Below are 25,515 nucleotides of genomic sequence, written 5' to 3'. Positions count from 1 at the left end.
CCTGGGAGTCTCTTTCCGAGGGTCGGCGGAATCGAACGAACGTTTGATTCCTGCTGGCCCTCGGCTCCGAGCCTCCCTGCCGCTAGGGACGGAAGCCCTTGGGCCACCGGGTCTTCGCGTCGTGCTTCACGTCCTTCAGCGTGGAGGGCATCCGAGCCCCACGCAGGTCCGCGCCACAGAGATCGGTGTGGAACAGCTGGGCGTCCGAGAGGTCCGCGTCGCGGAGGTCCGCGCCGTCGAAGCGGGCTCCGCTCAGGTCCGCGCCGAGCCGGGCCCCGCTCAGGTCCGCCCCGGTGAAGACGGTTCGGTAGCACTTCGCCCGGGTGAGGTCCGCCTCGCGCAGATCCGCGCCACGGAAGACGGTGTCGAACAGGTCCACCTTCGAGAGGTCAGCGCCGGCGAGCCGGGCCTCGGTGAAGTCCAGCACCGACAGGTGGTGCTCCCGCAAGTCGATGCCTCCCAGGTCGATGCGCTGGAGCGGCGCGGGGAAGTCCTCCCCGCGGACCTCCACGTAGCGCTTGCGCCAGGTGTTCCACCGCTCGGCGCCGCGCTCCACCTCGTTCCGGAGCAGTGCGCTCGCCTCCGCCGCGGTGGGCAGCAGGAGCTTCATCAGTGCCTGCTCCGAGAGTTGCGTGAACGTCGCCCCCTTGGCCTTCAGCGCGGCCGCCAGCGTGTCCGCGGCGTTCTCGCCCAGCACCAGGTGCGTGACCTGGGCGTCCGGCCTGGCCGCGACCCTCCCGCCCAGCTCCTTCACCGTCTGCTCGCGGAACGTGGGGCTCGTGTGCTTGAAGCGGCCCGCGAAGAGGAAGCGCGCTTCGGCGAGGCGCTTCTCGAACAGGCCCTCGGGTCTGGCCGTCGCGGCGGCCTTCGCCTTCTTGCCGCCCCTGGGCGCCGAGACGGGCTCTGCTTCCGCCTCGAGCAGGAAGGGCGCGCCGTCCTTGGCCTTGCCCGCCTTCAGGGTCTCCACCACCACGCTGCCGTCCGGGCCCACGTAGGCCACCGCATCGCCGAGCGTCGCGATCGGCCGCGCCTCCTTCATCCCCGTCTGGGGCCAGACGTCTTCCTCCTCGGGCTCGAGCCAGCGCGCCTTCGTCGGGGTGGCCACCTCCGCGAGGAGTAGCCGCCCCAGCGAGTCGGCCACCGCGACGCGCGTGTCCCCCACGAAGGCCACCTGCCCCAACCGCACCTCGGGACGCTCGAGCCGGCTCACCGTCTCGCCGCTGCGCGGATCCACCATGAGCAGCGCGCTCTCCGCGTCTGCGTTGTTGATGCTGCCGTCCAGGCTGGCCGCGATCCAGCTGCGGGGGGAGACCGCCAGCCCTCGCACGATCGTGTCCGACCCATTGCTCACCAGGGGGATGTCGCGAATCGCCTCCGGCGTCTTCCCCAGCCGCCACAGGTGCAGCGCGCTGTCCGCGGTGACCAGCCACGTGTCCTCCGGGCCAAAGGCGCACGCCCTCACCTGCTCCGCGTGTGGCAGCTCCGCCCGGAGCAGGCCGCGCTTCAGCTCCCACACCTGGACATGCTCCTGGGCCGGCGCGGCGAGCAGCGTCTCATCTCGAGAGACCGCGAGCGGACCCGAGGCATAAGTGGAGAGCTGAAACGCCTCGCGCGCCTTCGCGTCGAGCGACTTCCCGACGAAGATCGAATCGTAGTCGAGCCGCACCAGCAGGCTGGACGAGAGGCCCTTCGCGTCCGTGGGAGGGAAGCCGGCGTCGATCTCCGTCCGCTTCCCGCTGGCGCGATCCCAGGAGACGCAGGTGGCGTTCGATGTTGCCACGACCGCGCGCGGGGTGAGGGCCAGCCCGAGAATCGGCGCCGGCGCGGCGTCCTCTACCCGCGACGTTCCGTCCTCCGTCGACCACACGCTCAGCGCGCCCGTGGTGGAGCCGGTGGCGATCCACTGGCCGTCGGGGGAGAGCGCGGTGACCGAGCCCTGCGCGTGCCTCCGGGGCACGTTGATCGCCGACCCCTCGCCGCCGTCCGGGATGATCCACGAACGCAGCAGGTGCTCGTTGCCGAGCGAGAACGCGCGCTTGCCGTCCGAGGAGAAGGCGACCCAGCGGCAACCGGCGCCGCCACCCTCCTCGAACGTGTGATGGGCCACGAAGTGTGACACTGGCTTCAGATCATCCACGGCCCACAGCGCCACCTTTCCGGTGCCGTGGCCGACGAGCAGGTGCTCCCCCGTGGGTGAGAAAGCGAGGGCGAGGACCTTGTTGCCGCCCCGCTTCGCCCGCTCCTTACCGGTGCGTGTGTCGAACAGCCGAACCGTCCCCTTCGACGACCCGGTCGCGAGCAGCGCCCCATCCGCGCTGAAGGCGACGGCGTAGATGTCCCCGTCCTTCTCCTGGAGGGTATGGAGGACGGTGTTGCGCCTGGCGTCCCGGACCTGCGCCTTGGACTTTTCGACGCTGACGAACACGGACCGGTTCGGGCTCATCGCGGCCAGGTGGAGCGCCTGCTCTCCTTTGAGCGTCCACGCCGTCTTCCCGTGGGCGGAGATGCGGCGGATGCGCCCCCACCATCCGACCAGGACGTCGCCACCCGGCAGCGCATGGACCACCCGCCAGCGCCCGTCTACCTCCCGCTGCTCGGCCACCGTGCCGCGCGCCACGTCGAAGGACACCAGCAGGGTGGTGTCCTCGCCGGGGAGGATTGCCCACAGGAGGCGCGAGTCTACAGAGAAGTCGAGCCCGGCGAACTCTCCGGGGATGTTGAAGGGCGTGGCGCCGTAGACGCGTCGGGCGGTCATATTGCCGCCGTCTCTATCAGGCGCGCTCGGGGCAAGCCCACCGCGGATGCCTGGCCCTGGCCGCCAGGCCCGTGCGTCACATGCCTTCCACGGGCCTCAGCAGACCCGGCATGGCCGGCTTCTGTTCATGCGCGGCACGCAAGCCCTCACCCGTCAGCGCGTAGTAACGCCTCGGCCGGCCGCCGCGCTCCGGCAGGGGTTCTCCCTCGAAGCTGCGCACCAGGCCCTCGCGCTCGAGCGCCTTGAGGGCGGGGTACACCGAGCCTTCATTCAGGAGGATCTTCCCCTCGGTACGCTCCCGCACCTTCTCGATGATTTCCAGGCCGTAGCTCCTGCCATGGATCAGCACCGTCAGGATGGCGGTCCGGGTCGACAGCGGAGTGTCCATGCCGCACAGGCTACCCCGCACTTCGAGGTTTACAACCTCGCGGCACGAAGCTGCCCGCCAGTCATCACTTGTTGGAAGAGGGCGGGGCTGCGCGGCCCCACCCGGATGCTACTCACGGCTCTTGGTCCTGCCGCTCCCGGTGGCCGCCGTCTCCGTCCCGACGAGCTCGTGGACGCAGTCCTGCACCGAGTGGGCACTCACCCAGAAGAGGGTGGAGAGGATCCTCACCTGGATCCTCCACCTCGGCTGTCCCTCCTGGACCATCTTATGGATGGCCTCCAGGGCATCGCCGAGCTCCTCGTCGCTGATGCGCCGGGGGATGTGTGCGCCGACGGCATCGAAGAGCCGCAGAGTCTCCAGGAGCAACTCCGGCAGGTCCGGGCTCTTCGCCAGCGCCGTGGGCTCCGCAGTCTCCGTCCTGGCGACGGCGGAGGCGGGCACGGAGGCGGGGAGGACGGCGTAGGTGCTGGTCAGCACGGGCCTGCGCGAGCACGTGATTCCATCCTCGAGCTCGAGCCACGCACTCCCGCTGGTGGATTCCGGTTCGTGCACGTCACTCATCGCAACACCTCCGTGGGATGCAACAGGTTGAACCTCGCAACGTCGTTCTGGATGGATCTGCCCGTGGATACCCTCCCGACTGCCGATGGCAGCCCGCAGTTCGGCCTGTGTGGGAAGTCAGTGCCTTTGTGGGATCAAGGTATACCTCTAGATTTGAGGATTTCAAGTGAAATTTCTCGTATCCATCAGAATAAGTGGGGGTGCTTGTTGTGCGGTGAGGCGCGGCGGGCGGCCGGAGGAGGGGAGGAGACGCCCCCTTCGATTGTCTGTTTGGGATTGCTGGCCGCCTGCGGCTACGTCCCTTCCACTCCCGCTGCCGCGGACGTTCCCAGGCTCATCACATGGTAGAAGGATGGGGAGGCTCCTGACTTCCCCCCCGCATGGGTCCGCCGACTTCTATTCACGTTGACGATTCGCTCTGGCCCCTGCTGCGGGTGACGTTCCCGCGCGTGATCACGAATGAGCAACAGGCGGAGCTGTTCGAGCGCACCCTGTCCCATCTGCGGCGGGGGGAACGGTTCGTCTCCATCGTGGACATCCGCCAGCTCCAAGCGCTCACCTCCGAGCAGCGCGAGCAGCAGTGGACCTTCCTGCGAGACCAGACGGTGCTGATGCGCCGGTGGTCGATGGGAATCGTGGCGCTCATCAACTCTCCCTCCCTGGCACTGATCGCCCGGGTCATCATCCACCGCGTCAAGCCCTCGGTCGTGCCGTACTCCATCCTGGCCTCGTGGCCGGCGGCGGTGTCATGGGCGGCGGCCCGGCTGGATGACAACGGTCTGCACGAGCATTCCCGGCGGGTACGGCAACGCCTCGGCACGATTCCCGGGGAGCGCGTGGGCTGAGCCCCCTCGCGCGAGCCACCGCTCAACGTGAAGCGTCGCGCTTTGTGACCTCCTTCACCACGTCGACGAACGCACGCAAACCCGCCGGCACGTGACGATGGCTGGGGTAGAAGACGCACAGCCCCGGCCACGCCGGCAGCCAGTCCTCCAGCACGCTCACGAGCTTTCCGGACGCGACGTACGGGCGAACGTCCCACTCGTTCAGATACGCGAGCCCCGCGCCGTTCAGCGCGGCCTCGAGGACCAGCGCGAGCGTGTCGAGCGTGAGCGGCCCATCGACCTCGATCGCGAACTCCTCTCCGTGACGCTCGAACTCCCATGCGTAGAATCCGCCATTCTTCTTCCGCGTGCGGATGCACCGGTGCGCACTCAGCTCGGCAGGCACCTTCGGAGGCCGGTTCGCCTTGAAATACCGGGGTGAACCGACCACCGCGGCGCGCTGTTTCGGACCGCAGGGCACGGCCACCATGTCGTGCGGCACCGCTTCGAGCAGCCGGATGCCGGCGTCGAAGCCCTCCTTCACGATGTCGACGAACCGCGAGTCGACCACGAGCTCGACCTTCATGTCGGGATGGCGCTTCATGAACTCGAGCACCACCGGCGTGAGCACCTGCCGCGCCGCGCCCTCCGAGGTGGTGATGCGCAGCGTGCCCGTCGGAGTGTCGCGGAACTCGTTGACCGACTCCATCGCCGCCGAGAGCTCGGCGAGCGCGGGCCGGACGCGTGAGAGAAACCGCTCACCGGCCTCCGTGAGCGAGACGCTGCGCGTTGTGCGATGGAAGAGCCGGACGCCGAGCCGCTTCTCGAGCGCCGCGACCACATGGCTCAAGGCCGAGGGCGAGAGGCCGAGCTCGGCCGCGGCGGCGCGGAAGCTGCGGTGCGACGCGACGGCCGAGACGGCCTGGAGCTCGAAGAGACCGGGTCGTTTCATTGTGCTGTCCTCTGCATCAGTCCATGCCAATTTACAGCGATTGTTGCACCAGTTGCACCGCGTTACTTGAGTGCCCTCACAGGAGGAAGCACCATGAAGAAGACCGTTCTCGTCACCGGCGCGTCGTCCGGATTCGGCCGCGCCACCGCGGAGCTGTTCGCCGCCCGCGGCTGGAACGTCATCGCCACCATGCGCACGCCGCAGGAAATTCCCGGCACGTTCGTCACCCGGCTCGACGTCGAGAAGCCCGAGACGATTCGCGCCGCCGTCGACGCGGGCCTCGCGCAGTTCGGGCGCATCGACGCCGTGGTGAACAACGCGGGCTTCGGTCTCTTCGGCGTGTTCGAGCTGACTCCGGACGAGAAGGTGCGCGAGCAGTTCGAGGTGAACGTGTTCGGCGTCATGAACGTCGTGCGTGCGGTGCTGCCGCACTTCCGCGAGAACAAGGGGGGCTGCATCGTCAACGTGAGTTCCGGCGCCGGCGTGTTCGGACTGCCCATGATTTCCCTCTACAACGCGAGCAAGTTCGCGCTCGAGGGCTTCTCCGAGTCGCTCTCGTACGAACTCGGCGCGCTCGGCATCCGCGTGAAGATCGTGGAGCCGGGTGGCGTCACCAGCACGAAATTTGGCGAGCGGTCGGCGAATGAGGCGAGCACGCTGTCGAGCGATGTCCGCGACTACGACGTGTTCGTCTCGGCGGCGAGCGAGGTCTTCGCGGCGATGCGCGCGTCACGAAGCGCGGGCAAGGATGCGACGTCGGAGCACGTCGCCGAGGTCATCTTCGAGGCCACGAACGATTCGTCGGATCGCCTGCGATACGTCGCGACGAGCGACATTCTTCCGCTCGTGGAGGCGCGCCGGCAGACGTCCGAGAGCGAGTACATGGCGTTCATGCGAGCGCGCGTCGGGCCGAAGTTGCGCGCGAGTCCGCATCGGGCGCAATCTGCGCGGCCATGATTCGGGACTTCGAGCGCACGACGACCGAGCGACTCCTGCTCCGCCGCCTCCAGGAGAGTGACCTGGACGCGGTGTTCACCCTCCATGCGGACCCGGAGACGAACCGGTTCGACTCCTCCGGGAGCCTGAGCTCCCTGGATGACGCGCGCGAGCTGCTGGCACGGTGGCTGGGAAACTGGGCGAGTCACGGCGTGGGGTACTGGGCCGTGGAGCGGCGCGACGCGCCCGGGACTGTCGTGGGCTTTGGGGGTGTGCGCCACAAGGAGCTCGAAGGACAGCGGGTGCTCAACCTCGCCTACCGGTTCAGTCCCCAGTGTTGGGGCTCGGGGTATGCGACGGAAATGGCTCGCGTGGCCCTGGCGCTGGCTCAGAAGCACATCCCCGACGTTCCGGTGGTGGCCATCATCCACCTGGAGAACGCGCCATCCCTCCGCGTGGTGGAGCGGCTCGGGATGCGGCGCGACCGGGTCATCGACTACGAGGGCATCGCGAGTGCCGTGTACCTGGCGGCGTAGACAGGAGGCTGGCGAAGCGGTGCAGCATGCTCGTGGCGCTCCTTCTGGTACGCTCCACCCCATGGGAGTGGACATGGACCGAGCCAGAGGCTTCGCGCGACAGGGCTTCCTCGTGCTTCCCGGATTCGTCCCGGCGGCGGCCTGCGACGCCTTGAAGCGCCGGGCTGAAGAGCTGGTCGCCGGCTTTCAACCGGAGACGGTCTCCGTCTTCACCACGCGCGACCAGACGCGGACCACGGACGAGTACTTCCTCTCCTCGGGGGATGCAGTCCGCTTCTTCTTCGAGGAGAACGCCTTCCGTCCAGATGGCTCGCTGCGCCAGGACAAGGCGCTGTCCATCAACAAGATTGGCCATGCACTCCACGACCTGGATCCCCTCTTCGACAGCTTCTCTCGTACGCGAGCGCTGGCGGGGCTGGCCTCGGAGCTGGGCCTGAAGCAGCCGTTGCTGCTCCAGTCGATGTATATCTTCAAGCAGCCCCACATTGGCGGTGAGGTCAGCTGCCACCAGGACGCGACGTTCCTGTACACGGAGCCGTCCACCTGCCTGGGTTTCTGGTTCGCGCTGGAGGACGCCACGCTGGAGAACGGCTGTCTGTGGGCATTGCCCGGTGGGCACACGCTGGGATTGAAGAAGCGCTTCGTGCGCGCCGAGGGAGGCGGCACGGCGTTCCGGGTGCTGGACCCCACGCCACTGCCCGAGGAGGGAATGGTGCCTCTGGAGGTGGAGAAGGGCACCCTGGTCGTGCTCCACGGGCTGCTGCCCCACAAGAGCGGCGCCAATACCTCGTCCAAGAGCCGTCACGCCTACTCGGTCCACCTCATCGATGGCACGGCCCGCTACCCCGAGGACAACTGGCTGCACCGTGCTTCCACGCTGCCGCTCAGAGGCTTCGGCCCCCTCGCGAACGGATAGTTGCCTCGCGAAGTTCCCAAGATCGGAGGAAGACGTATGCCAGCTGCGCTCGAAGAGCTCGCCAGACCTGTCATCATCGGCCGCTCGAGTTCACACTTTACGCGTATCACACGGGTGTTCGCCGCGGAGATGCGCGTCGACTACTCCTTTCGGGTGGTGCGAGACCTCATGTCCACCGATCCGGGGGACTATGGCGGCAACCCCGCGCTCAAAATACCCAGCTTGCAGACGCCCCGGGGGGTCTGGTTCGGGGCTCTCAATGTCTGTCGCGAGCTATGGCGGCAGTCGAGTCTCAGACCCCGTGTGGTATGGCCTGAGGACCTCGACGAGCCGGTGCTTGCCAATGCGCAGGAGCTCGTTCTTCAGGCCATGGCGACGGAAGTGTCGCTGATCATGGGAAAGCTGGCCGGCCCCAGCGACAGTCATGCGCACCACACGAAGATGCGGAATGGGCTGGTCAACATGATGTCGTGGCTGGAGGAGAACGCGAGGTCCGCGCTCGCCGCGCTCCCGCCGCAGCGGGACCTGAGTTTTCTGGAGGTCTCGCTCTTCTGCCTCGTGACTCATCTGGAGTTCCGGGACGTCCTGCCGATTGCCCCTTACGCTGAGCTGAACAGATTCAGTCAGCAGTTCGCAACGCGAGCTTCCATCAGCGAGACCCCCTATCGCTTCGACACCTGAAGCTCGACAAGGCATCGTCCTTGGCCTGTCAGGTTGCGAGGACCGGAGGTAGTCAACATGTTCGCACCCATCGTCGCTTTGGCGCTTGGCGCCGCACCGGTGTCGCCGTCCGCCCCGCCGCCCGGCACCGTCGTGGAGTTTCCGGTCGCTTATCCGAATCTGCCCTCGGTACAGACCGGCGCCTGCCATCCGGCGCCGACGGGCTCCACGCACGAGATCACCTTCGACGCAAAGGGTGGCAAGGCGCTCTGGATCACCGGCCAGAACTATGACGAGGTCGTGCGGGTGACCGAGTCGGGCGCGATGACGTTCTTTCCGATGCCCACTCGCAGCGGGCCGCACGGCATCGAGTTCGACGCGAATGGCCGGCTCTGGGTGACCCTCGAGTTCACGGGCGAGATCGTCCGGCTCGGTGAGAACGGGAAGCCCGACCTGCGGTTCGATGCTCGTCTCGACTGCCCGACCTGCCCGGGCGGACAGAAGATCAACACGCATCCGCACGGTATGGGCTTTGGGCTGGACGGCAGGACCATCTGGTTCACCGGAAAGTCGACCGGGACGGTCGGCCGGGTGACGCCCGACGGGAAGCTCACGACGTTCGTGCTGCCGACGGTGGGCAGCGTCCCCATCTACGTCCGCGCTGGCAACGACGGGACGATGTGGGTGACCGAGTTGGTCGGCAACGCCATCGCGCGCATCACCCCGGACGGCGAGGTGAAGGAGTTCCCCATCCCGACGCACAACAGCCGCCCCATTGCCATCGTCCCCGAGCCGGGCAGCAACGCCATGTGGTTCTCCGAGGAGGCCGGCAACCGCGTCGCCCGCATCACTCCCGACGGAACCATCACCGAGTACCCGGTGCCGATGACGCAGTCGAACGTGATCCTCGCCGGCCTCGCGTTCGATGGTGAGAAGAACCTCTGGGTGCAGCAGTACATCGACCAGAATAATCCCACTCCCGCCAATCCCAGCCCCGCTGGCGGCGACTACATCGTCCGCATCGACAAATCGATCCTGACGACCCCTCCCGCCGACGTCTCGAAGGTGCCGATCACCTTCTACAAGGTGCCGACGACCCAGACCGTCATGCATCGCATCGTGCAGGGCCCGGATGGGAACATCTGGTTCACGGAATTGGGGTCGAACAAGGTGGGGAAGCTGTTCCTGGCGCGGTGAGCACCCCGATGGGGGGCCGAGCGCATGTTCTTTGACACCTCTTCGGGAACCCCGAGAAGATTCGTCCATGAGCCTCGCGAAGAAATTGAACCTCAAGGAAGGCATGAAGGTTCGCGTCATGGGCAAGCCTGCGGACGTGGACCTCGACGACGTCGCGACCACGACCTCGGCCAAGGCGGAAGCCGTCCTCGTCTTCGTCAAGACGCTCGCTGAGGTGGACACGAAGTGCGCGCCCCTCATCGAGGCCGCGAAGCAGGACCGCATCGCGTGGGCGGCGTACCCCAAGGCGGGACAGCTGGGCACGAACCTCAACCGGGACGTGCTGTGGAATCACCTGCAGCAGCATGACATCGAGGGAGTGCGTCTGGTCGCGCTCGACTCCGTGTGGAGTGCCATGCGCTTCCGGCCGGGAAGTGATGAGAAGCCCCGCGCGAAGGCCGCCTCAGCTCCTCCTCCTGCCAAGGGCAGTGGCTCGGCGGACGAGCCCTCGACGATCGATGACTACATCGCCTCGTCTCCCAAGGACGTCCAGGCCATCCTCAGGAAGGTCCGGCAATCGATCCGCAAGGTCCTGCCCAAGGCTGAGGAGAAGATCAAGTATGGGATGCCCGCGCTCATGCTCGACGCGCGGAACGCGGTGTATTTCGCGGCCTGGAAACACCATATCGGCCTCTACCCGGTCTACCGCTCCGAGGATCCCATCGAGGAAGAGCTCGCGCCCTATCGCGATGCGAAGGACACGCTCAAGTTTCCGCTGAACAAGCCGATCCCCTACGACCTCATCGAGCGGGTCGTCGCCTTCCTCGTGAAGCGGCCGGGTCGAGCAAAGAAGTGAGCCGAGGCGTCTCAGGGGGGGTTGGTGCGCGCGGAGGCCGGGGTCTTTCGGGTGGAGCGGGTGACGAAATCCAGCAGGGCCCGGCGTGCCGCCCGCAGCGCCTTGCGGTCTTCGTCGTTGGGCGGGCGGGTGAAGGCCGGACGCGCCGTGGCGAGGAAGGACTCGAGGGCGCGTGTTCCCTTCAGCTCATCTTCCAGCTCGCGCATCACCGTCTCCAACGTGAGTCTCCAGACGAGCGGGTCCTGCGCGTAGGGCCCCTCCAACACCAGGTCGACGAAGGCCAGTGAGAGGGCCACCCGGCGATCGCGCCGATCGGGCTCGTAGGGGTTCACCTCGTCGCCAATGGCTTGCAGGTAGGCGGTGAGGTCGCTCCGCTCGTCCTCGGAGAGCCCGAGGCCGAGCATCTTGTCCACCTCGACGAGCACTTCGGGCAAGGTGCGCGCCCGGGCATCGTGGAGGTACGGCGGAGTGTAGACGAGCCCCAGGAGCGTCGGGGTGTCGTAGCGCTCGCGCTGGCTGCCGAGCACGTGCACCTTGCCGTCGGTGAAGCCGAGCTCCGGTGGGTGGCATGTGGCGCAGGAGTCCCCATCCAGCTCGGCGCGCGGGCGGAAGAAGGCGGTCTGTCCGCGCTGGGCGGCCTCGCTCGCGCCGGGGGCGAGTCGGCCCCGGGGGCCGAGCTTCGGGTTGGGCAGCGGATCCAACTGGTTGAGGAAGGCGACGAGCGCGTCCATCAGGTGGCCGGGCACCTCGGGAACGGCGAACTCGCCGACGATGACGTTGCGCACCTGCTCCCTCAGGCCGTGCGTGCGGCCGTCGAGCGGGTAGGGCGCGGTGTGCCGGATGCCTCGCAGCGTGGGCACCATGTGCGCATTGAGGATGCCGTCGTCCCCGGTGGGCGAGAAGTAGGAGACGGTGAGGTCGATGCGCCCGGGCACCATGTACGAGTGCTCGGTGTAGACGGTGGGGTTGGTGGCGCCGTGAGGGTGGCACGAGTGGCAGGACACGCCCATCCGCACGCACAGCGGTCCGAGCATCCGGGGCGCGTGGAAGAGCATCTCCCCGAGCAGCACCGCCCAGGGCGTGCGCCGGCCGCCATCCGTGTCCCCGGGCAGGTTCACCCAGGGCAGTTCGCTGGCAGGGCCACGGTTTTCCGGTGCGGACTCGAAGCGCAGCGCTCGGCGGGGCAGCTGGGGCGGCAGGGGAATCATGTGCCGGCCCTCGAAGGTGACCGGCAGGTTCACCATCTCCTCGAACGTCACCGGCCTCGGCCCTGGTTGAGGAGCCGAAGAGCCGAGGGCCACTGAGAACCCGAGTGCCAGCACCGGAAGCATGGCCGGGAGTATACAGGCCCAGGATGGCGCGCCCCGCTCCAATCCAGGGCAGGCGGGCGAGCTCCAAGGTGCTCCTCGTCGGTGCTCGAACTCGCCCGGTGCACGTACCTGCTTCGCGAGTAATGTGGGGGCGGTTCAACCCCCAAGGAGTGGAGTCCGTGCCCACCATCGACATTCCCACCATCGACACCGAACGCCTCACGCTGCGAGTCCCACGACGCGAGGACTTCGAGGAAGCCTTCGAGATGTGGGGAGACCCGAAGGTGACGAGGTACATCGGCGGCAAGCCGTCCACGCGCGAGGAGATGTGGGCCCGGCTGCTGCGCTACGTGGGCCACTGGGACTTGATGGGGTACGGGTTCTGGGTGGTGCGCGAGAAGAGCACGGGCCGGTTCGTCGGCGAGGTGGGGCTCGCGGACTTCCGGCGGGAGATCGAACCCTCGTTCGAGGGAGCGAAGGAGGCGGGATGGGTGCTGTCTCCGTGGGCCCAAGGGAAGGGCTTCGCCACGGAGGCGGTGAGCGCGGCGCTGAGGTGGGCGGACAGCCGGTTCGGTCCGGAGCGCGTGGTATGCATCATCGACCTGGGGAACGAGGCCTCCGTCAAGGTTGCGCACCGGTGCGGGTTCCGCGAGTTCGCACGCGGCTCGTACAAGGGCGAGCCGGTGAACATGCTCGAGCGCATCCCTGGGGCCAGGTGAGCGGGGGAGAGACAGGCTTCGAACCTGTCTCCCCATCCCCACAAGGGTCCGTGGACCACCGAATCGGGCATACAGCCAGTGCGTCGGCGTGGCGCACCGCATGGGTGCTAGTCGAGCAAGCGGAGGAATGCCTTGAGGTCTTCGCGATCCTGGTGGGTGAAGTGCGCGACGGGCAACGGCGTCGGAGCGGTGTCGAAGAAGGCCTGGTAATGGTCGAGCAGTTCGTCGAAGTCGCGTGCCGAATGGTCGTGGAAGTACGGCGCCGTTCGATTGATGCCCCAGAGCGAGGGCGTCTTGAACAGGTTGGCGTCGGCGGCATTTCCGGTGATCAGTGCTCGGCCAGGGTCAGGTGAGCTCACCTCGGTGGTCGTGCCGTCGGCAAGGGTGAACACGAAGCAACAGGAGTGTCAACGCCGCGATGCCCTTGCGGTCCATTCGCATCAAACACCTTCATTCGTTTGTGTATGACCATTCGCGGGGTTGCTAGAGGCTGTCAATGTCAGCACCCGAGGCGAAGTCGGCCAACGAGCAGAGATGTTCTGGCTTTGCCTCGGACCACACAGCGGCGATGTGTCCATCCGGGCGCAAGATGGAGAGTGTTCCCAAGGGACCAAATGCCGCTCGAATGCGGCCGGTGGTGTCGATGACGGCGCACCCTTCGAGCTCCATGGCATCGGCGTCCGAGGCCACGACGACAGCAAGACGGATCGCCTTGCCCTCAACCTCCTGGCGCGCTGTTCTCACCCAGAAACGAGCATCCTCTGCGTCTCGGGCCAGATACAGCCCCACGAATCCATCGCCGACGAGGGCGCGAAGGCGGGTGACGCTGTCATTCCCGTGCACGCGGCAGGGAGCGTCTGGACCCATGGCCCCAGCCCGTGGCGTGACAGCCGCGTTCGTTCCGGCACTCAGGATGATGGGGGAGTCCTCGTACGTGAATGGCGTGTAGAGCTTGCCCGAGTCCACGAGGGCCCGTGCCTCGGGACTTTCGATGCTCCGGCGCAAGATCTGGTCGCGCGCCGCCCGCTCTTCGGAAGTCGGAGGAACCATGAACCGCATCGTGTGGGTGGTGATTCGGATGTTCTCGAGCGCAGCTGCCCGCCGCTCCTGCTCATAGGTGCCAAGGAGCGCCGCATTGGCCTGACCGGAGAGTACCCGCCACAACTTCCATGCGAGGTTCTCGGCGTCGGCGATGCCTGAATTCATGCCCCTCGCGCCGAATGGACTCATCAGGTGGGCGGCGTCGCCCGCGATGAATACTCGACCTCGTTGGAACTTCTGGGCCACGAGCTGATGGAATTGATAGAGCGAGACCCATCGAATTTCATAGCGCTGGTCACCCAGCACCTTTTGAATGCGCTCGTCGAGCTTCCCCGAGGTCCTCTCCGAGGCGAGCTCTGTCTCGAACGGTACCTGGAAGTCGATGCGCCACACCCCGCCCGGTTGGGGAATGAGGAGTACCTGGCGTCCGGGGTTGAAACTCGGATCGAAATGAAAGTGCCGCTCGAGCGACATCAGTTCCCCGTGGAGCTCGAGATCGACAATCAGGAATTTGTCGCCATGGCTCTGTCCCTCGTAGCCCACTCCCATCGATTTGCGGATGACGGAGCCAGCTCCATCACAGCCCACGACATAGGAGGCACACAGGGCCTTGACACCGGAGGGGCCGGCCACCGTGAGGGTGACGCACTGCTCGTCTTCGATGAGCCCCGGTTGCACCTCGTGGCCCCAGCGGATGTCTACCCGGCCTTGCCGCTGGAGTTGATCGAGCAGCACTTCCTCGGTACGTGTCTGAGGGACGCTGACGAAGGGAGGGAAGACGTCGTTCTCATCACGGGGGAACTCGGTCGTGTAGAGCAAGCGCTCCTGGAAGTAGGTATGCCCTCGTTCGATCGACAAAGCGCCGTCCGCGAGCGCACGGCCGCAGCCGATCCGCTCGAGGATCTCGAGCACGTCGCGTTGAACGAAGATGGCTCTGGAGCCGATGCGCCGATGGCGTGCCCCGGCTTCGAGCAGCACGGTAGGAACCTCGAATCTGGCCAGGAATGACGCGAGGGTGAGCCCGACTGGCCCGGCGCCAACGATGACGACGGGATGCTCTGTGTGCGGCCTCGTCATGGGCGTTTTGATGGGCACTAGAGATTGCCGCGCTGGGCTTGTTCTCGTTCGAACGCGGCGAACAACGCCCTCACGTTCCCTGCTCCAAACCCGTTGCTTCCACGGCGCTCGATGAGTTCGAAGAAGAGGGTTGGCCGGTCCTGGGGCATGCAGGTGAAGATCTGGAGAAGATGGCCATGTACGTCGCGATCGACCAGGATGCCGAGTTCCTGGAGCCCCTCGAGATCGAGGCTGTTGTCGGCGAGCGGCGGACGCGGAGCCTCACGGTAGGCGGCTGGGACGTGGAGGAAATCGATTCCGCGTGCGCGGAGGGCCCGCACGGACGTTTGGATGTCACGGGTTGCGAACGCAACGTGCTGCACGCCAGGACCTCCGTTGAAGAGCAGGTACTCCTCGATTTGCGAGCGCTTCGTCCCTCGGCCGGGCTCATTGAGCAGCAACTTCACCTGTTCGTCCGTCGTGGACAGCACCGTGTTCGTGAGGGCGGTGAGGGGGGTGGAAATGGTCTCGTCATCGAAATGCTGGCGCCTGGCGAATCCGAGGCTCTCCTCGTAGTAACGGGCCCAGGGTTCCAGCTGGCCCGACTCGACATTGCCCACGACATGATCGATGGCGAACAGCCCTACCGGCGGCAAAGGGTCATCGGCTGGAACTGCCGCCACGAAGTGTGGGGCAAAGCAGCCCTTGTAGTCGTGGTGCTCGACGAAGGTGTGAATCAGGCCTCCATACGAGGCAATGCTGGCCTTTCTCAGGGTTCCGTGAACGTCCGTTTCCTCCCACGGCTCGGCGATGGGGACAGCGCCGCGTTCAACCGATTGCCGGAAGGCTTTCGCGGCGTCCGTGACCGAGAAGGCGACGTCTCGAATGCCATCACCATGGAGGTGGACGTGCTCCGCGATGCAAGAGTTCGGGAGAAGTGCGGCGGTGAGGACGAGGCAACACCCACCTTGCCGCACCACATAGGAAGCTCTGTCACGTACTCCAGTCTCGGGTCCGGCGTATGCTACCAGGGAGAAGCCAAATCCCCGGCAGTAGTAGTGCGCTGCCTGCCGAGCGTTCCCTATCCATAGTTCGAGGTGAGCGACGTTCTGGATGGTGGATTCTACTGGGCCTGCATTCGTGAAACGGTTCTCGGCTATCCGCACTGGAGTCAATCCCCCCATGTCTCTGTAACATGGGAGCAGGAGCGGGTGTATGGCAGGGCTGCCTCGACGGGCCCGGCCTGTTAAGGGATGCACTGTTTCAACAACAGACATTCATGCCCAAATACTTTCCCGCTTGTGCACGTCGATGCCGATGTATTCCATCGCCCACTCCCCCCACTCCGGCGGCTCACGCGCCTCCAGAGCCGCGGCCGGAATAGCCGGAGCCGGAACTGGAGGCGCGTGAGCTGCCGGAGCTGGACGAGTCGAGCGGAGGGGTCAGCGGCTTCGCGCCATGCGCGCAGGCCGCGCACGCACAGCCGGTGCGGATCGAAGCCTTCGGCCGACGCCATCGCCGGAGGCCTGCGGACCACCGGGCGAGTGCGCGTCCGCGCTTCAAGGCTTACTGGCGCCCGTGATGGGCGTGGCGATGCAGCACACGCGGGCAGCGGTGTCGCGCGGAAACCACTGGGAGCCCCTCCTCGTCTATCATCCCGCCCCCTACCCCATGGAGGAGAACATGATGAACCAGAAGCTTTTGCTGTCGCCCCGCGAGCTCGCCGAGGCTCGAGCACGCGGAGAGAACATCGTCATCATCGACACCCGAGCCCCCGAGGAGTACGCCGCCGGGCACATCCCCGGAGCGGTCAACGTCCGGGACGTATTCACCTACCTGTCGAGCTCCACCCCGGAGGGGCTCGCGACGATGCAGCACAAGTTCGCGGACCTCTTCGGCCAGGCGGGGCTCTCGGGGAAGGAGACCGCGGTCATCTACGAAGATGCGATGAACAACGGCTACGGGCAGTCCTGTCGTGGCTACTTCCTGCTGAAGTATCTCGGCCATCCGAGGGTGGCCATCCTCCACGGCGGGCTCAGGGCCTGGATGAAGGAAGGGCTGCCGCTCTCGACGGAGCCCGTGGAGCCCGAGCCGAAGCGGTTCCCGCTCGACCCGAAACCCGAGCTGATGATCGACCGGGACGAAATGCTGCGGGCCCTGAAGGACCCGTCCGTGGTGCTGCTCGACGTGCGAGACCAGGACGAATGGGTGGGGGCCAGCTCCTCGCCCTACGGGGTCGACTTCTGCCCTCGCAAGGGGCGCATCCCTGGCGCGGTATGGATCGAGTGGTACCAGATGATGCGCAAGCAGGACGACATCCCCCTGTTCATCTCGAAGGACGAGGTGCGTTCGCTCTGCGCCTCCGTCGGCATCCAGCCAGAGGCCAAGGTCTACCTCTACTGCTTCAAGGGGGCGCGGGCCGCGAACACGCTGGTGGCGATGAAGGAGGCCGGCTTCGATGATGTGCACCTCTACTTCGGCTCGTGGAACGAGTGGTCTCGCGACCCGGCGCTGCCCATCGAGCAGGGCGAGCCGGATTCACGGCGCATGGCCCCTCGCGCGTAGTCCGCCTCTTCAATAATTCGAAGATAACGAGGCGGACTGTCGTCAGCCATACTGCGGCCCGGCGCGGAGGACGGCATGTCGAACCTGGTTTCCGAACGCAGGACCTGTGCGGTGTGCTGCACCTCCAGCGAGTACCGGTATCCGAGGTGCGGCACCGACGGCTCCGGGCGCTCGCCCGCCCTCGACGAGGGGCCCTGCGCGGGCGAGCGCTCGACGATGGACTCGTGGGTCGAGACCTGTCCCTCGTGTGGTTACTGCGCCGATGACATCGCACCGAGGCAGAAGGTCAGGGCTGAGGTGGTGTCGATGGTGCGCAGTCCCCGGTACCAGGAGTTGCTCCACCGCGGCGGCTCGGTGTCGCTCGCCAACCGGTTCCTCTGTGAGGCGCTGCTCCAGGAAGTCAGCAGACGGCTCGCCGATCAGGCGGTGGCGCTCATCCGGGCCGCATGGGCCGCCGAGAGCGCAGGAGAGGCCGACCTCGCCCGGCAGTGCCGCTCCGATGCCGCGGACCTCCTCCTGAGCAGGCGTCCGGCCCTGCAGCGATTCACGAAGTACCTGGGCTCCGGCTCCGTGGTGTTGATCGATCTGCTCCGGCGCGCCGACCGCATCGACGAGGCGCTGCGCGAGGTGGACGCCGCGCTCCAGCGGCCGTTCAACTTCATCACCGAGATGCTGCTGGCGTTCGAGCGCCAGCTCTGTGAGCGCGGCGATACGGCGGAACACACGGAGGCCGAGGCCTTCCTGGCGCTCACCGGCGAGCGGTCAAGCTGGGCACCGGAGCCCGAGTACGACACCACCACCGCCGCGTACCTCCTGAGCTACTGCGGCGAGATGCTGACTCCCCACGAAAGTACGGCCCTGCAGGCTCACAAGGTGAGGACACTTCGCGGAGTGATGTGGAACACGGGAGATGCCGTGGCGCTGAAGCTCCTCGAAGGAGGCAAGGACGCCCTCCTCCGGGCCATCGAGCAGCGGCTGCTCGCGGAGCATCCGGCACATCCGGCCGTGAACCGGTGTCCCCGCTGTGGAGGGCTCGCGCGGACTCCGCAGGCGAAGCAGTGCCGGCACTGTGGCCACTCGTGGCGGAGTTGAGGGGCATGTCGGAGTAGCCGTAGGCTCCAAACGTGTGCTGGCTACGTCATCGCCACCAGAATCTCCTCTCCATTGTCTGGCGGGCGGAGCCCATCGGTCCGCTCCGCGAAGTACCGCTGACCGAGGGCCGACGCCGACATGTGACGGGCCTCCCGAAATCCCGCCTCGTGTGCGAGCGTCACGAGCTCCCTGGGTTCGAAGAAACTCATGAACGGTGTGCCGCTCGCTCGCGCGCCCTTGGCCGAGTGCTCGAGTCCCTGCCGCGCATCCGCGCCCGCGAGCTCCAGCGGCACGAGAAAGCTCATGGCGAGCGTCGAGCCCGCAGCGAGCCCGGCAACCTGGCGGAGCGTGTCCAGGTTCGCTTCGCGGGTGAGGTACATGCTCACGCCGGTAGAAGCCACGACCGCGGGTTTGCCCAAATCGAAGCCTTCTGCCACCAGTCGCTCTCGCCAAGATGCGCCCGCCTCGAAGTCGACGGGCACAAAGTGTAGCCAATCCGGGATGCCGAACCCGAGTTCGATGAGGCGTCGCCGCTTCCAGTCCTGGGGACCGGGTCTGTCAATCTCGAACACTCGCAGGCGCGAGGCGAGCTCAGGCCTGCGCTGAGCGAACGTGTCCAGACCCGCTCCAAGGAGGACGTACTGGTCAACGCCGCGGCTAGCCTCCTCCGCGACGAGCTCTTCAATGAAGCGCGCGCGCGCCACGATGGACGCTCGGAATGGGCGCGTGCCTTGCGCGTCCATGTCGGAACGGTGATGCCAGTCATCGTCGGGGGCCGCCAGTCGCAGCCCGATCTCGTCCTCGAGCACGTGCGGCGGCGGATCGATCTGAACGTGTAGAGCGCGCCACAGCGCGGTCCGCACGGCCGTCTGGTCTGCCACCGTCGGTTGTTCATGCATGGGGCTTCGCTCCTTGATCGAGCTCACGGTTTCTTGTTCAGCGGGGCTTCGATGGACACGTCTCGGCCATCGGGATCCACGAGCAGCATTTGGAGGGCCCCCCAATGTTCTTCGGTGAAGGGTTGTTTGACCTTGCCGCTCGTGGGGGGCTCAAAGGTCGCAGCGGTCTCGACGCTCAAGCCCGGAACCACCTGGAGGACGTGATCAGGCGGACGCTCGGCGATGAACAGCCAGGGCCCGCCGGCAGGGTGACGGAGCCGGCCCGAGTGGTGGTCCGTCTCGAATTCGACCTCGTATCCGAGGCTCTTCCAGAACGCGACCGACTTCCCCCAATTATGGGTCTCGATCAAGAGGCCCTCGATCCCTTTCGTCGTCATCACTTCTTTCGTCCCTTCTGCTGCTTGTCGAGATACTCGCGCAGCGCGGCTGCCACGATCGCCGAGAGCGATTGCTCCGTCTCCACGGCGTGGTGCTTCACCTCACGGATGAGATCCGCCGCGAGATAGACGTTGAACTGTCGCACGTCGGCCATTCGCTTCTCCCCAAGATGCTAGCATACTAGCATTCTAGCGTCGAAGCGCAACCTGCACGAATGCTGTGGGGCTTCAGCGGATACGACGGCATGCCCGAGGGGCGCACGCCGCTCGCGATTCGACGCGTGACGATGTTCCTCGTCCTGCGCAACCCGCCCCCTCGCCGTCTCCGGCGGGGACGGGGGGGCCGCGGTGTTCTACACGGAGTTCGTGACGGAAGAGGACGTGATGAACACCCGTGTCCAGGGGCGGAGGCTCATCGGCTCGCTAGTGGAAAATCCACCCATCGAGCAGCGCACCGAGCACGAATTGCGGCCGTGCTGGAGATACTTCTCCGCGTGGAGCCCCCGTCCGGAGGGCTTCGGAGCGCCCCCATGTTCGTCCGGGGGCTGACTCTGCCCGGTGGATCAGTCGAGAGGCTCCGCGGGCTCAACGATGGCCCTCACCGCCAGCAACAGCTCGAAGCCGCCCATCCCCAGTAGGACCACGCAGAGGACTCCCATTATGTAATCCCCGGGGACGGGACCCGAGTAGGCGTTGGGGTTCCTGCCGCTCCTGTCGAACACCTGCTCGGCGAGCCGGAGCCCCCAGCCCAGCTTCGCCATGCCCACGAGCAGCCCCAGGATGATGGGCACGGGCCGCCGGTACTCCCGGTGGTTCATCACCAGGGTCATCACGCCCACGATGCACAGCACCAAGAACATGAGGGTGCCAACGGTCAGGTCGATCAGGAACTCGACGGCGTTCTCCGTGCCCTGCGCCCAGGCCCGGGTCGCCAGCAGGAGCACGGCCCCTCCCAGTGCCAGCGGGAGATGGGAGCTCGCGCCCCTCCTGGAAAGGCCGGAGCGTGGGGGGGCGAGTGCGCGCGCGTGGCGCTGACGGGGTGAGAACAGGCGCATGAGCAGGATGCTAGACGCCGCGAGCCGAGAAAACGATCTCCGCAGCAGGCTCAGACGGCTCGTGGGGGGCGTCCAGCGCTCCCCCAAGTGGGAGCGGAGCCGAAGACGCAAGAGGCTTGCTCACCCAGGTGAAGTCGAAATCCACCTGTAATTCCCGCCGCCCACCCGCGTTTCCCGGTGCGCTCGGGGCAAGGACTGCCCCGGCACACACAGGGAGCGCGACATGAGCGGCAGCGGTGGACCGGCGATGGCAGTGGGAGCGGGCGAGCACGGCAGCAGCCACGGTGGACCTTCGGCGCGGTTCGGGGCGGCCGTCCTGCTCGCGTCCTCGCTCCTCTTCGGGTGCTCGGACCATGCGGCGGCGCCGGAGGAGTGCCTGTCGCCTCCCACGGTCGAGGCCTCGGCACCCATCACCCGCTTCGGCGTTCACTTCATGGCCGGCTCGGCTCCGCTGCACATGGGCACGGAGCTGACCTCGGCCAACGGGGCCACGTTCAAGACCACCAAGGCGCGCATGTACCTCTCGCGGGTGGCACTGCTGGGCGAGAGTGGGGAGCACGTCTCCGCGGAGCTGGTCGATGAACAGGGAGACCGGCTGCCCTACGGCGTCACCCTGGTGGACCTCGAGAATCCGGACTCCCTCAACGTCTACGTCCAGGCGCCCGCGGGCAACTACCGGGGGATGACCGTTTCGGTCGGCGTCCCGGAGACCTGCTCGTCGGGTGAGGGACTCAACCACTCGGATGCATCGGCGATGGAGGCGCCACTCGACGTCGACTCGGACATGTACTGGAGCTGGAACCCCGGCTACGTGTTCCTCAAGTTCGAGGGGCAGGTGAAGGACGCCAGCGGCTGGGAGGGCTTCTTCTACCACGTGGGCGGAGACGAGCGCTTCGCCTCGCTCGAGCTCGACGCGCCGTTCTCCATCCCGCCCGAGGGAGGCTCCGGCCCCGAGCTCATCGCGGACTTCAATCAACTCCTCGTGTCGCCCACCGGCGCGTCCAAGCCCGATATCACCGACTCGGACGAGCGGGGCGTCCACGGCGGCACGCTGGCGGACTCGCTCGCCGAGAACCTCCGCGGCTCCCACTTCCTCCGTCTCGCCCAGGGACACGAGTAGACCATGCGCACCCTCACTCTTCTCGTTCTCGCGTCCACGCTGCTCTCCGCCTGCGGCTCGGACGAGCTCGTCACCGTTCCCAAGAGCTTCCCCAAGATGAAAGTGCCGGCGGACAACGCACTGACCCGCGAGCGCGTCGACCTGGGAAGGCGGCTCTTCTTCGACCCGAGGCTCTCTCGCACCCAGGAGATCGCCTGCGCGAGCTGTCACGATCAAAAAGGCGCATTCGCCGACCCCCGGCGCGTGAGCGAAGGCGTCGAGGGCAGACAGGGCACCCGGAATGCGCCGCCCCTGTTCAACCTCGCCTGGAACAAGTCGTTCTTCTGGGACGGCGGCGCGCCCACGCTCGAGCACCAGGTCACCGGCCCCATCGTCAATCCGCTCGAGATGGACATGCGGATGGAGGACGTGGTCAGTCGGCTGGCCGCGGGCGCCTCCTACGTGCACCAGTTCGAGGCCGCCTACGACCAGAAGCCGAGCCCCGAGGGCGTCACCAAGGCGATTGCCTCCTTCATGCGCACGATGGTCAGCGGAGAGAGCCGCTACGACCGGTTCAAGGAGGGCGAGAAGTCGGCGCTATCGGAATCGGAGAAGCGCGGCATGGACCTCTTCTTCTCCGAGCGGGCCGAGTGCTTCCACTGCCACGTGGGCTTCAACCTCACCAACAATGGCTTTCACAACAACGGCGCGCGGCCAGACGACCCGGATCTCGGGCGCGAGCGCATCACCGAGAAGGAGTCCGATCGCGGCAAATTCAAGGTCCCGAGCCTGCGCAACGTCGCCGTCACGGCCCCGTACATGCACGACGGCTCGCTCGAAACGCTGGAGGACGTGGTCGAGCACTACTCGAAGGGGGGCGAGGGCCATCCCAACACCGACCCGACGATCCACCCGCTCGAGCTGACCGCACAGGAGAAGGCGGACCTGGTCGCGTTCCTCCGCTCGCTCACCGATGAGGCGTTCCTCGAGGATCCGCGCTTCCAGCCCGGCCGCTGAGCCTCTGGCGGGACGTCTTCGCCTGTGTCGGGTGTGGAAGCAGGCGCCGGGTGTTGGAGTAGGTGACAGCACCCAGGGGGGGAAGTGCCAGAGTGGAGCACCTGGGACTGCCCATGCGGCCAGCAAAGCGGGCCCCATTCCACCTATACTTCTCTGCCCTCGCGCTCACTCGTCGCGCGGATCCTTCTTCCCGTACCTCGGCGCGAGCGCGCGCACCCGCTTCACCAGCTCGTACCACTCACTCGGGGCATCCTCGAGCAGCGGCCCGTAGTACCCCTGCCACCACCTTTCAATCTCGGGCGTCTTCAGGCTGCAGGACCCGCGCGTGGAGGCCGAGGTCGCGAGCGCCGCGCCGCAACTGCCGCGGCTGAAGACGCTGCGCCGCTTCTCCCAGCTCGTCAGCTCCGAGAAGGTCATCGCGAGCTTCAGCCCAGGGTACGGCTCCAGCGTGGAGAAGCCCCATTGCTCGTACTGGTCCCGCTTCACCTTGCTGACCAGCGCGCCGCGATCGCCCCTGGCCGAGAACACGACCGTCCCCCGCTCGGGGTTGAAGATCCACACCGTGGTGGGGTTCATCTCGCGGAGGGTGCAGAAGCTATCGAGCACCACCACCTTGTCGTTCCGATAGGCGCAGGACGGGATCTTGTAGCGACCCGGCCACACGCCGGTGCCGAGGTGCTCGAGCGGTGAAGCGAGCGCGTCGGCCAGCGCCTCCTCCGGCGGGTAGAGCCGTCGCGCGCTGACCTCGTCGGGCGTGAGCTTCTGCACCGTCGGGTCCATCCCGTCGCCCTCCCACGTGTCGACGTGCACCACCACGCAGGGATACTCGACCTTCCACGAGTACGGCCGCGTCACCCGCGTCGGCTTACCTCCGCACGCGCGCCCCCAGGTGTCGGCGATCTGCACGGCCTGCTCGGCGGTGCGGACCTTCATGTTCGCGTCGAGCCACTTCCGGTTGACGACGCTCTGCTCCAGCTTGATCTCGTCCTCACCGTTCGGCTCTCGCCGGGTGTCGATGCTCTTGAACAGATCCCGGATCGGTGCGAGCTCCGCGAACGAAAGAATCGACGGGTGATCGATCGAGGCGAGCTCATACTGAAGGTGCGGAGCCTCGAACCTCACCTTGCCGCGAGCGTTGGTGAGTCCGAGCAGCTCGGGGTTCTTCCCGGTGGGATCGCGCAGCGTCACCTTCGCGCCTACGACCGGCTTGACCGTGTAGTACTCCTCCACCTCGACGATGATGCCAAACCGTCCGGCGCCATCGCTGCGGGTGAGCGGAGCCGTCGCGGGCATCACGGGGTTCTGGGACTCGCCGCGCGGATCGGCTTTCCCGTTGTTCTCCGCGAGCCGTCTCAGCGCGCGCACCAGCGCGAACCACGTCTCCGGTGGCTGCTTCAGCATCGAGCGGTAGATGCCCGGCCAACCCTGCTTGATGTCCTCCGTCTTGTTGGTGCACGAGCCGCCCTGTTGTGACGTGAGAGAGGCCCAACAGACGGCGTCCTGGAACCGGCGTCGCCGGGTCTCGTGCTTGTCGATCTCGGCCCAGCTCATCGAGATCGAGGCTCCCGGATAGGGGTCGTAGGTCTCGAAGTGCCAGTGGTCCCAGTCCTCGCGGCGGGTGGTGCTGATCGGCGACTTCGCTTCGGCGTAGAAGTGCGCCGTTCCCCGCTGCGGATGGATCACCGTGATGCCGGTGGAGTGGATCTCCTTCTTCGTGCAGTAGTCGTCCAGGACGAACACCGTCTGGTTCCGGTACGCACACTGCGGCACGTCGTGCGGGTCCGATTGGAGCCGCGCGAGGAACTCCAGCGGACTGGAGAGCGCGTCCTGCAGCGCGTCCGCCGGCGGATACAGCGGCGTGCCCGTCGTCGGCTTCTGCACCTGCAACATCGTCGAGCCGTTCTTCGCGTCGACGAACACGTTCAGGCACGGGTACTTCACCGTCCAGGTCGCGCCCGGCTCGTAGTACTCGACCTTCGTCGGCCCGCTGGGGCCGCATTCACGGCCCCACTCCTGCGCCAGCGCCACCGCCTGCGCCTCGGTCGCGGCCTTCATCTGAAACTTCCATTGCGAGCGCGGGTACACCCAGACCTGCCAGAACAGCTCCGCCCCTCCGCGCTGCTGCATCGATTCGAGCTTTCCGGCCTCCTTTCGGAAGGGCTTCATCTCCGCGCGTGTGACGTACCTCTCCTTCTCGATCTCCACCGGCTCGAAGCCGAGGTGCGGCACCTCGAACCAAGCCCGTCCGGTCGCGTCGGTGATCGCCTGGAGCTCGCGCGGAACCTGCTGGCTCGATTCCGCCGTCTCGCGCAGCGTCACCTTCGCGGCCGGTACACCTTTCGTCGTGCTGCCGACCTCGAGGACTTCGACCCGAATCTTCAGCGGAGTGGCGGCAAGGAGGCTGGTGAGGAGGAGCGACCCGAACATGTGACCTCAGACGAGAGTCAGCCCTCGTTTGTTCGATTATGACGTTGCCTCCATGAACCGCCTACCCCCGGGCCGGGAAACACCCTGGTCTCCACGCTGAAATACCTCCAAGAGCCGTATGCCTGCCTGAGCGAGGAGGCGCGCCGCTCCGGAGCGCCTCACACGACTCCGAGCTTTCTTTGCAAGACGGTGGTCACCGGCGCTCCCGCGGGGATCAAGGCGCTGGTCTCTGAGGAGCCGGACAGCTACGACGCGCTCCCCCAAGCAGGAGCGGAGGAGGCGAGCGGAGCAACCGGTC

25 protein-coding genes are annotated in these 25,515 nt (G+C 66.6%); 12 read left to right on the top strand and 13 right to left on the bottom strand.

The features are described from left to right. Positions 1 to 82: 82 nt before the first annotated feature. The 3 genes from DAT35_RS20405 to DAT35_RS20395 all read right to left on the bottom strand — a co-directional run bounded on the left by DAT35_RS20405 (position 83) and on the right by DAT35_RS20395 (position 3,704). Complete coding sequence (locus DAT35_RS20405; RefSeq protein WP_108068728.1) at positions 83 to 2,755, bottom strand: pentapeptide repeat-containing protein; 2,673 nt, start codon at positions 2,753 to 2,755, stop codon at positions 83 to 85. Between the two features lie 76 nt (positions 2,756 to 2,831). Then, on the bottom strand, positions 2,832 to 3,143 hold the full coding sequence (locus DAT35_RS20400; RefSeq protein ID WP_108068727.1) for a PadR family transcriptional regulator: 312 nt from the start codon (positions 3,141 to 3,143) through the stop codon (positions 2,832 to 2,834). Between the two features lie 108 nt (positions 3,144 to 3,251). After that, positions 3,252 to 3,704 carry a hypothetical protein gene (locus DAT35_RS20395; protein ID WP_108068726.1) on the bottom strand — a complete coding sequence of 151 codons (453 nt, stop codon included), beginning with the start codon at positions 3,702 to 3,704 and terminating at the stop codon, positions 3,252 to 3,254. A 449-nt stretch (positions 3,705 to 4,153) separates the two neighbouring features. Here DAT35_RS20395 and DAT35_RS20390 point away from each other — a divergent pair, with 449 nt between their 5' ends. Beyond that, positions 4,154 to 4,549, top strand: a complete 396-nt coding sequence (locus DAT35_RS20390; RefSeq protein ID WP_146209800.1) for a hypothetical protein — start codon at positions 4,154 to 4,156, stop codon at positions 4,547 to 4,549. A 22-nt stretch (positions 4,550 to 4,571) separates the two neighbouring features. Here the strand turns inward: DAT35_RS20390 and DAT35_RS20385 are convergent, their stop codons facing one another. Continuing rightward, positions 4,572 to 5,480, bottom strand: coding sequence for a LysR substrate-binding domain-containing protein (locus DAT35_RS20385; protein WP_108068724.1), 909 nt, complete (start codon positions 5,478 to 5,480; stop codon positions 4,572 to 4,574). Positions 5,481 to 5,573: 93 nt separating this feature from the next. Between DAT35_RS20385 and DAT35_RS20380 the strand changes: the two genes are divergently transcribed. The 6 genes from DAT35_RS20380 to DAT35_RS60805 all read left to right on the top strand — a co-directional run bounded on the left by DAT35_RS20380 (position 5,574) and on the right by DAT35_RS60805 (position 10,560). After that, positions 5,574 to 6,437, top strand: a complete 864-nt coding sequence (locus DAT35_RS20380) for an SDR family oxidoreductase (protein WP_108068723.1) — start codon at positions 5,574 to 5,576, stop codon at positions 6,435 to 6,437. Next, complete coding sequence (locus tag DAT35_RS20375) at positions 6,434 to 6,952, top strand: GNAT family N-acetyltransferase (protein WP_108068722.1); 519 nt, start codon at positions 6,434 to 6,436, stop codon at positions 6,950 to 6,952. Before DAT35_RS20380 ends, DAT35_RS20375 begins: the two co-directional genes overlap by 4 nt. A gap of 73 nt (positions 6,953 to 7,025) precedes the next feature. Continuing rightward, positions 7,026 to 7,868: a phytanoyl-CoA dioxygenase family protein gene (locus DAT35_RS20370; RefSeq protein ID WP_108068915.1), complete on the top strand. Its 843-nt coding sequence runs from the start codon at positions 7,026 to 7,028 to the stop codon at positions 7,866 to 7,868. A gap of 36 nt (positions 7,869 to 7,904) precedes the next feature. Continuing rightward, positions 7,905 to 8,549, top strand: a complete 645-nt coding sequence (locus tag DAT35_RS20365; RefSeq protein WP_108068721.1) for a glutathione S-transferase N-terminal domain-containing protein — start codon at positions 7,905 to 7,907, stop codon at positions 8,547 to 8,549. 57 nt (positions 8,550 to 8,606) lie between these two features. Further along, positions 8,607 to 9,725, top strand: a complete 1,119-nt coding sequence (locus tag DAT35_RS20360) for a hypothetical protein (protein WP_108068720.1) — start codon at positions 8,607 to 8,609, stop codon at positions 9,723 to 9,725. 67 nt (positions 9,726 to 9,792) lie between these two features. Further along, positions 9,793 to 10,560: an iron chaperone gene (locus DAT35_RS60805; protein ID WP_233261594.1), complete on the top strand. Its 768-nt coding sequence runs from the start codon at positions 9,793 to 9,795 to the stop codon at positions 10,558 to 10,560. 11 nt (positions 10,561 to 10,571) lie between these two features. On the opposite strand, the gene DAT35_RS20350 is transcribed toward DAT35_RS60805, so the two are convergent. Next, a complete protein-coding gene (locus DAT35_RS20350; protein ID WP_158501803.1) occupies positions 10,572 to 11,819 on the bottom strand; it encodes a cytochrome c peroxidase in 1,248 nt (415 codons plus the stop codon). A 230-nt stretch (positions 11,820 to 12,049) separates the two neighbouring features. Here DAT35_RS20350 and DAT35_RS20345 point away from each other — a divergent pair, with 230 nt between their 5' ends. Continuing rightward, positions 12,050 to 12,589 carry a GNAT family N-acetyltransferase gene (locus tag DAT35_RS20345; RefSeq protein WP_108068913.1) on the top strand — a complete coding sequence of 180 codons (540 nt, stop codon included), beginning with the start codon at positions 12,050 to 12,052 and terminating at the stop codon, positions 12,587 to 12,589. A gap of 107 nt (positions 12,590 to 12,696) precedes the next feature. On the opposite strand, the gene DAT35_RS20340 is transcribed toward DAT35_RS20345, so the two are convergent. The 3 genes from DAT35_RS20340 to hppD form a co-directional block, all read right to left on the bottom strand. After that, on the bottom strand, positions 12,697 to 12,981 hold the full coding sequence (locus DAT35_RS20340) for a hypothetical protein (RefSeq protein ID WP_108068718.1): 285 nt from the start codon (positions 12,979 to 12,981) through the stop codon (positions 12,697 to 12,699). 91 nt (positions 12,982 to 13,072) lie between these two features. After that, positions 13,073 to 14,707, bottom strand: coding sequence for an FAD-dependent monooxygenase (locus DAT35_RS20335; RefSeq protein ID WP_146209799.1), 1,635 nt, complete (start codon positions 14,705 to 14,707; stop codon positions 13,073 to 13,075). 17 nt (positions 14,708 to 14,724) lie between these two features. Beyond that, positions 14,725 to 15,852, bottom strand: coding sequence for a 4-hydroxyphenylpyruvate dioxygenase (gene hppD / locus DAT35_RS20330; protein ID WP_199242948.1), 1,128 nt, complete (start codon positions 15,850 to 15,852; stop codon positions 14,725 to 14,727). 517 nt (positions 15,853 to 16,369) lie between these two features. Here hppD and DAT35_RS20325 point away from each other — a divergent pair. After that, positions 16,370 to 17,251 carry a sulfurtransferase gene (locus DAT35_RS20325; RefSeq protein ID WP_199242947.1) on the top strand — a complete coding sequence of 294 codons (882 nt, stop codon included), beginning with the start codon at positions 16,370 to 16,372 and terminating at the stop codon, positions 17,249 to 17,251. A gap of 75 nt (positions 17,252 to 17,326) precedes the next feature. Then, positions 17,327 to 18,343 (top strand): hypothetical protein, encoded by a 1,017-nt coding sequence (locus tag DAT35_RS20320; RefSeq protein WP_108068715.1) that lies wholly within the window; start codon positions 17,327 to 17,329, stop codon positions 18,341 to 18,343. A 41-nt stretch (positions 18,344 to 18,384) separates the two neighbouring features. On the opposite strand, the gene DAT35_RS20315 is transcribed toward DAT35_RS20320, so the two are convergent. From DAT35_RS20315 to DAT35_RS20300, 4 genes are all read right to left on the bottom strand, one after another. Continuing rightward, the gene (locus DAT35_RS20315) at positions 18,385 to 19,269 is read right to left on the bottom strand and encodes a class I SAM-dependent methyltransferase (RefSeq protein WP_233261593.1); all 885 of its coding nucleotides are present in this window, start codon (positions 19,267 to 19,269) and stop codon (positions 18,385 to 18,387) included. After that, positions 19,266 to 19,622, bottom strand: coding sequence for a VOC family protein (locus tag DAT35_RS20310; protein WP_146209798.1), 357 nt, complete (start codon positions 19,620 to 19,622; stop codon positions 19,266 to 19,268). The genes DAT35_RS20315 and DAT35_RS20310 overlap by 4 nt, the downstream gene beginning before the upstream one ends. Continuing rightward, a complete protein-coding gene (locus tag DAT35_RS20305; protein ID WP_108068712.1) occupies positions 19,619 to 19,774 on the bottom strand; it encodes a ribbon-helix-helix protein, CopG family in 156 nt (51 codons plus the stop codon). The genes DAT35_RS20310 and DAT35_RS20305 overlap by 4 nt, the downstream gene beginning before the upstream one ends. Before the next feature lie 408 nt (positions 19,775 to 20,182). Further along, positions 20,183 to 20,563, bottom strand: coding sequence for a hypothetical protein (locus DAT35_RS20300; RefSeq protein WP_108068711.1), 381 nt, complete (start codon positions 20,561 to 20,563; stop codon positions 20,183 to 20,185). Between the two features lie 334 nt (positions 20,564 to 20,897). Here DAT35_RS20300 and DAT35_RS20295 point away from each other — a divergent pair, with 334 nt between their 5' ends. Both DAT35_RS20295 and DAT35_RS20290 read left to right on the top strand, forming a co-directional pair. Then, a complete protein-coding gene (locus tag DAT35_RS20295) occupies positions 20,898 to 21,794 on the top strand; it encodes an MbnP family protein (RefSeq protein ID WP_146209797.1) in 897 nt (298 codons plus the stop codon). A gap of 3 nt (positions 21,795 to 21,797) precedes the next feature. Then, a complete protein-coding gene (locus tag DAT35_RS20290) occupies positions 21,798 to 22,790 on the top strand; it encodes a cytochrome-c peroxidase (RefSeq protein ID WP_108068709.1) in 993 nt (330 codons plus the stop codon). A gap of 165 nt (positions 22,791 to 22,955) precedes the next feature. On the opposite strand, the gene DAT35_RS20285 is transcribed toward DAT35_RS20290, so the two are convergent. Next, a complete protein-coding gene (locus tag DAT35_RS20285; RefSeq protein ID WP_108068708.1) occupies positions 22,956 to 25,217 on the bottom strand; it encodes a hypothetical protein in 2,262 nt (753 codons plus the stop codon). Positions 25,218 to 25,515 lie beyond the last annotated feature (298 nt).

It is taken from the genome of Vitiosangium sp. GDMCC 1.1324 (assembly GCF_003044305.1).
In the GTDB taxonomy this organism is placed as follows: Bacteria; Myxococcota; Myxococcia; order Myxococcales; family Myxococcaceae; genus Archangium.
Note: the sequence above shows the minus strand (reverse complement) of the source record. Positions and strands in the feature narration are given on the sequence as shown.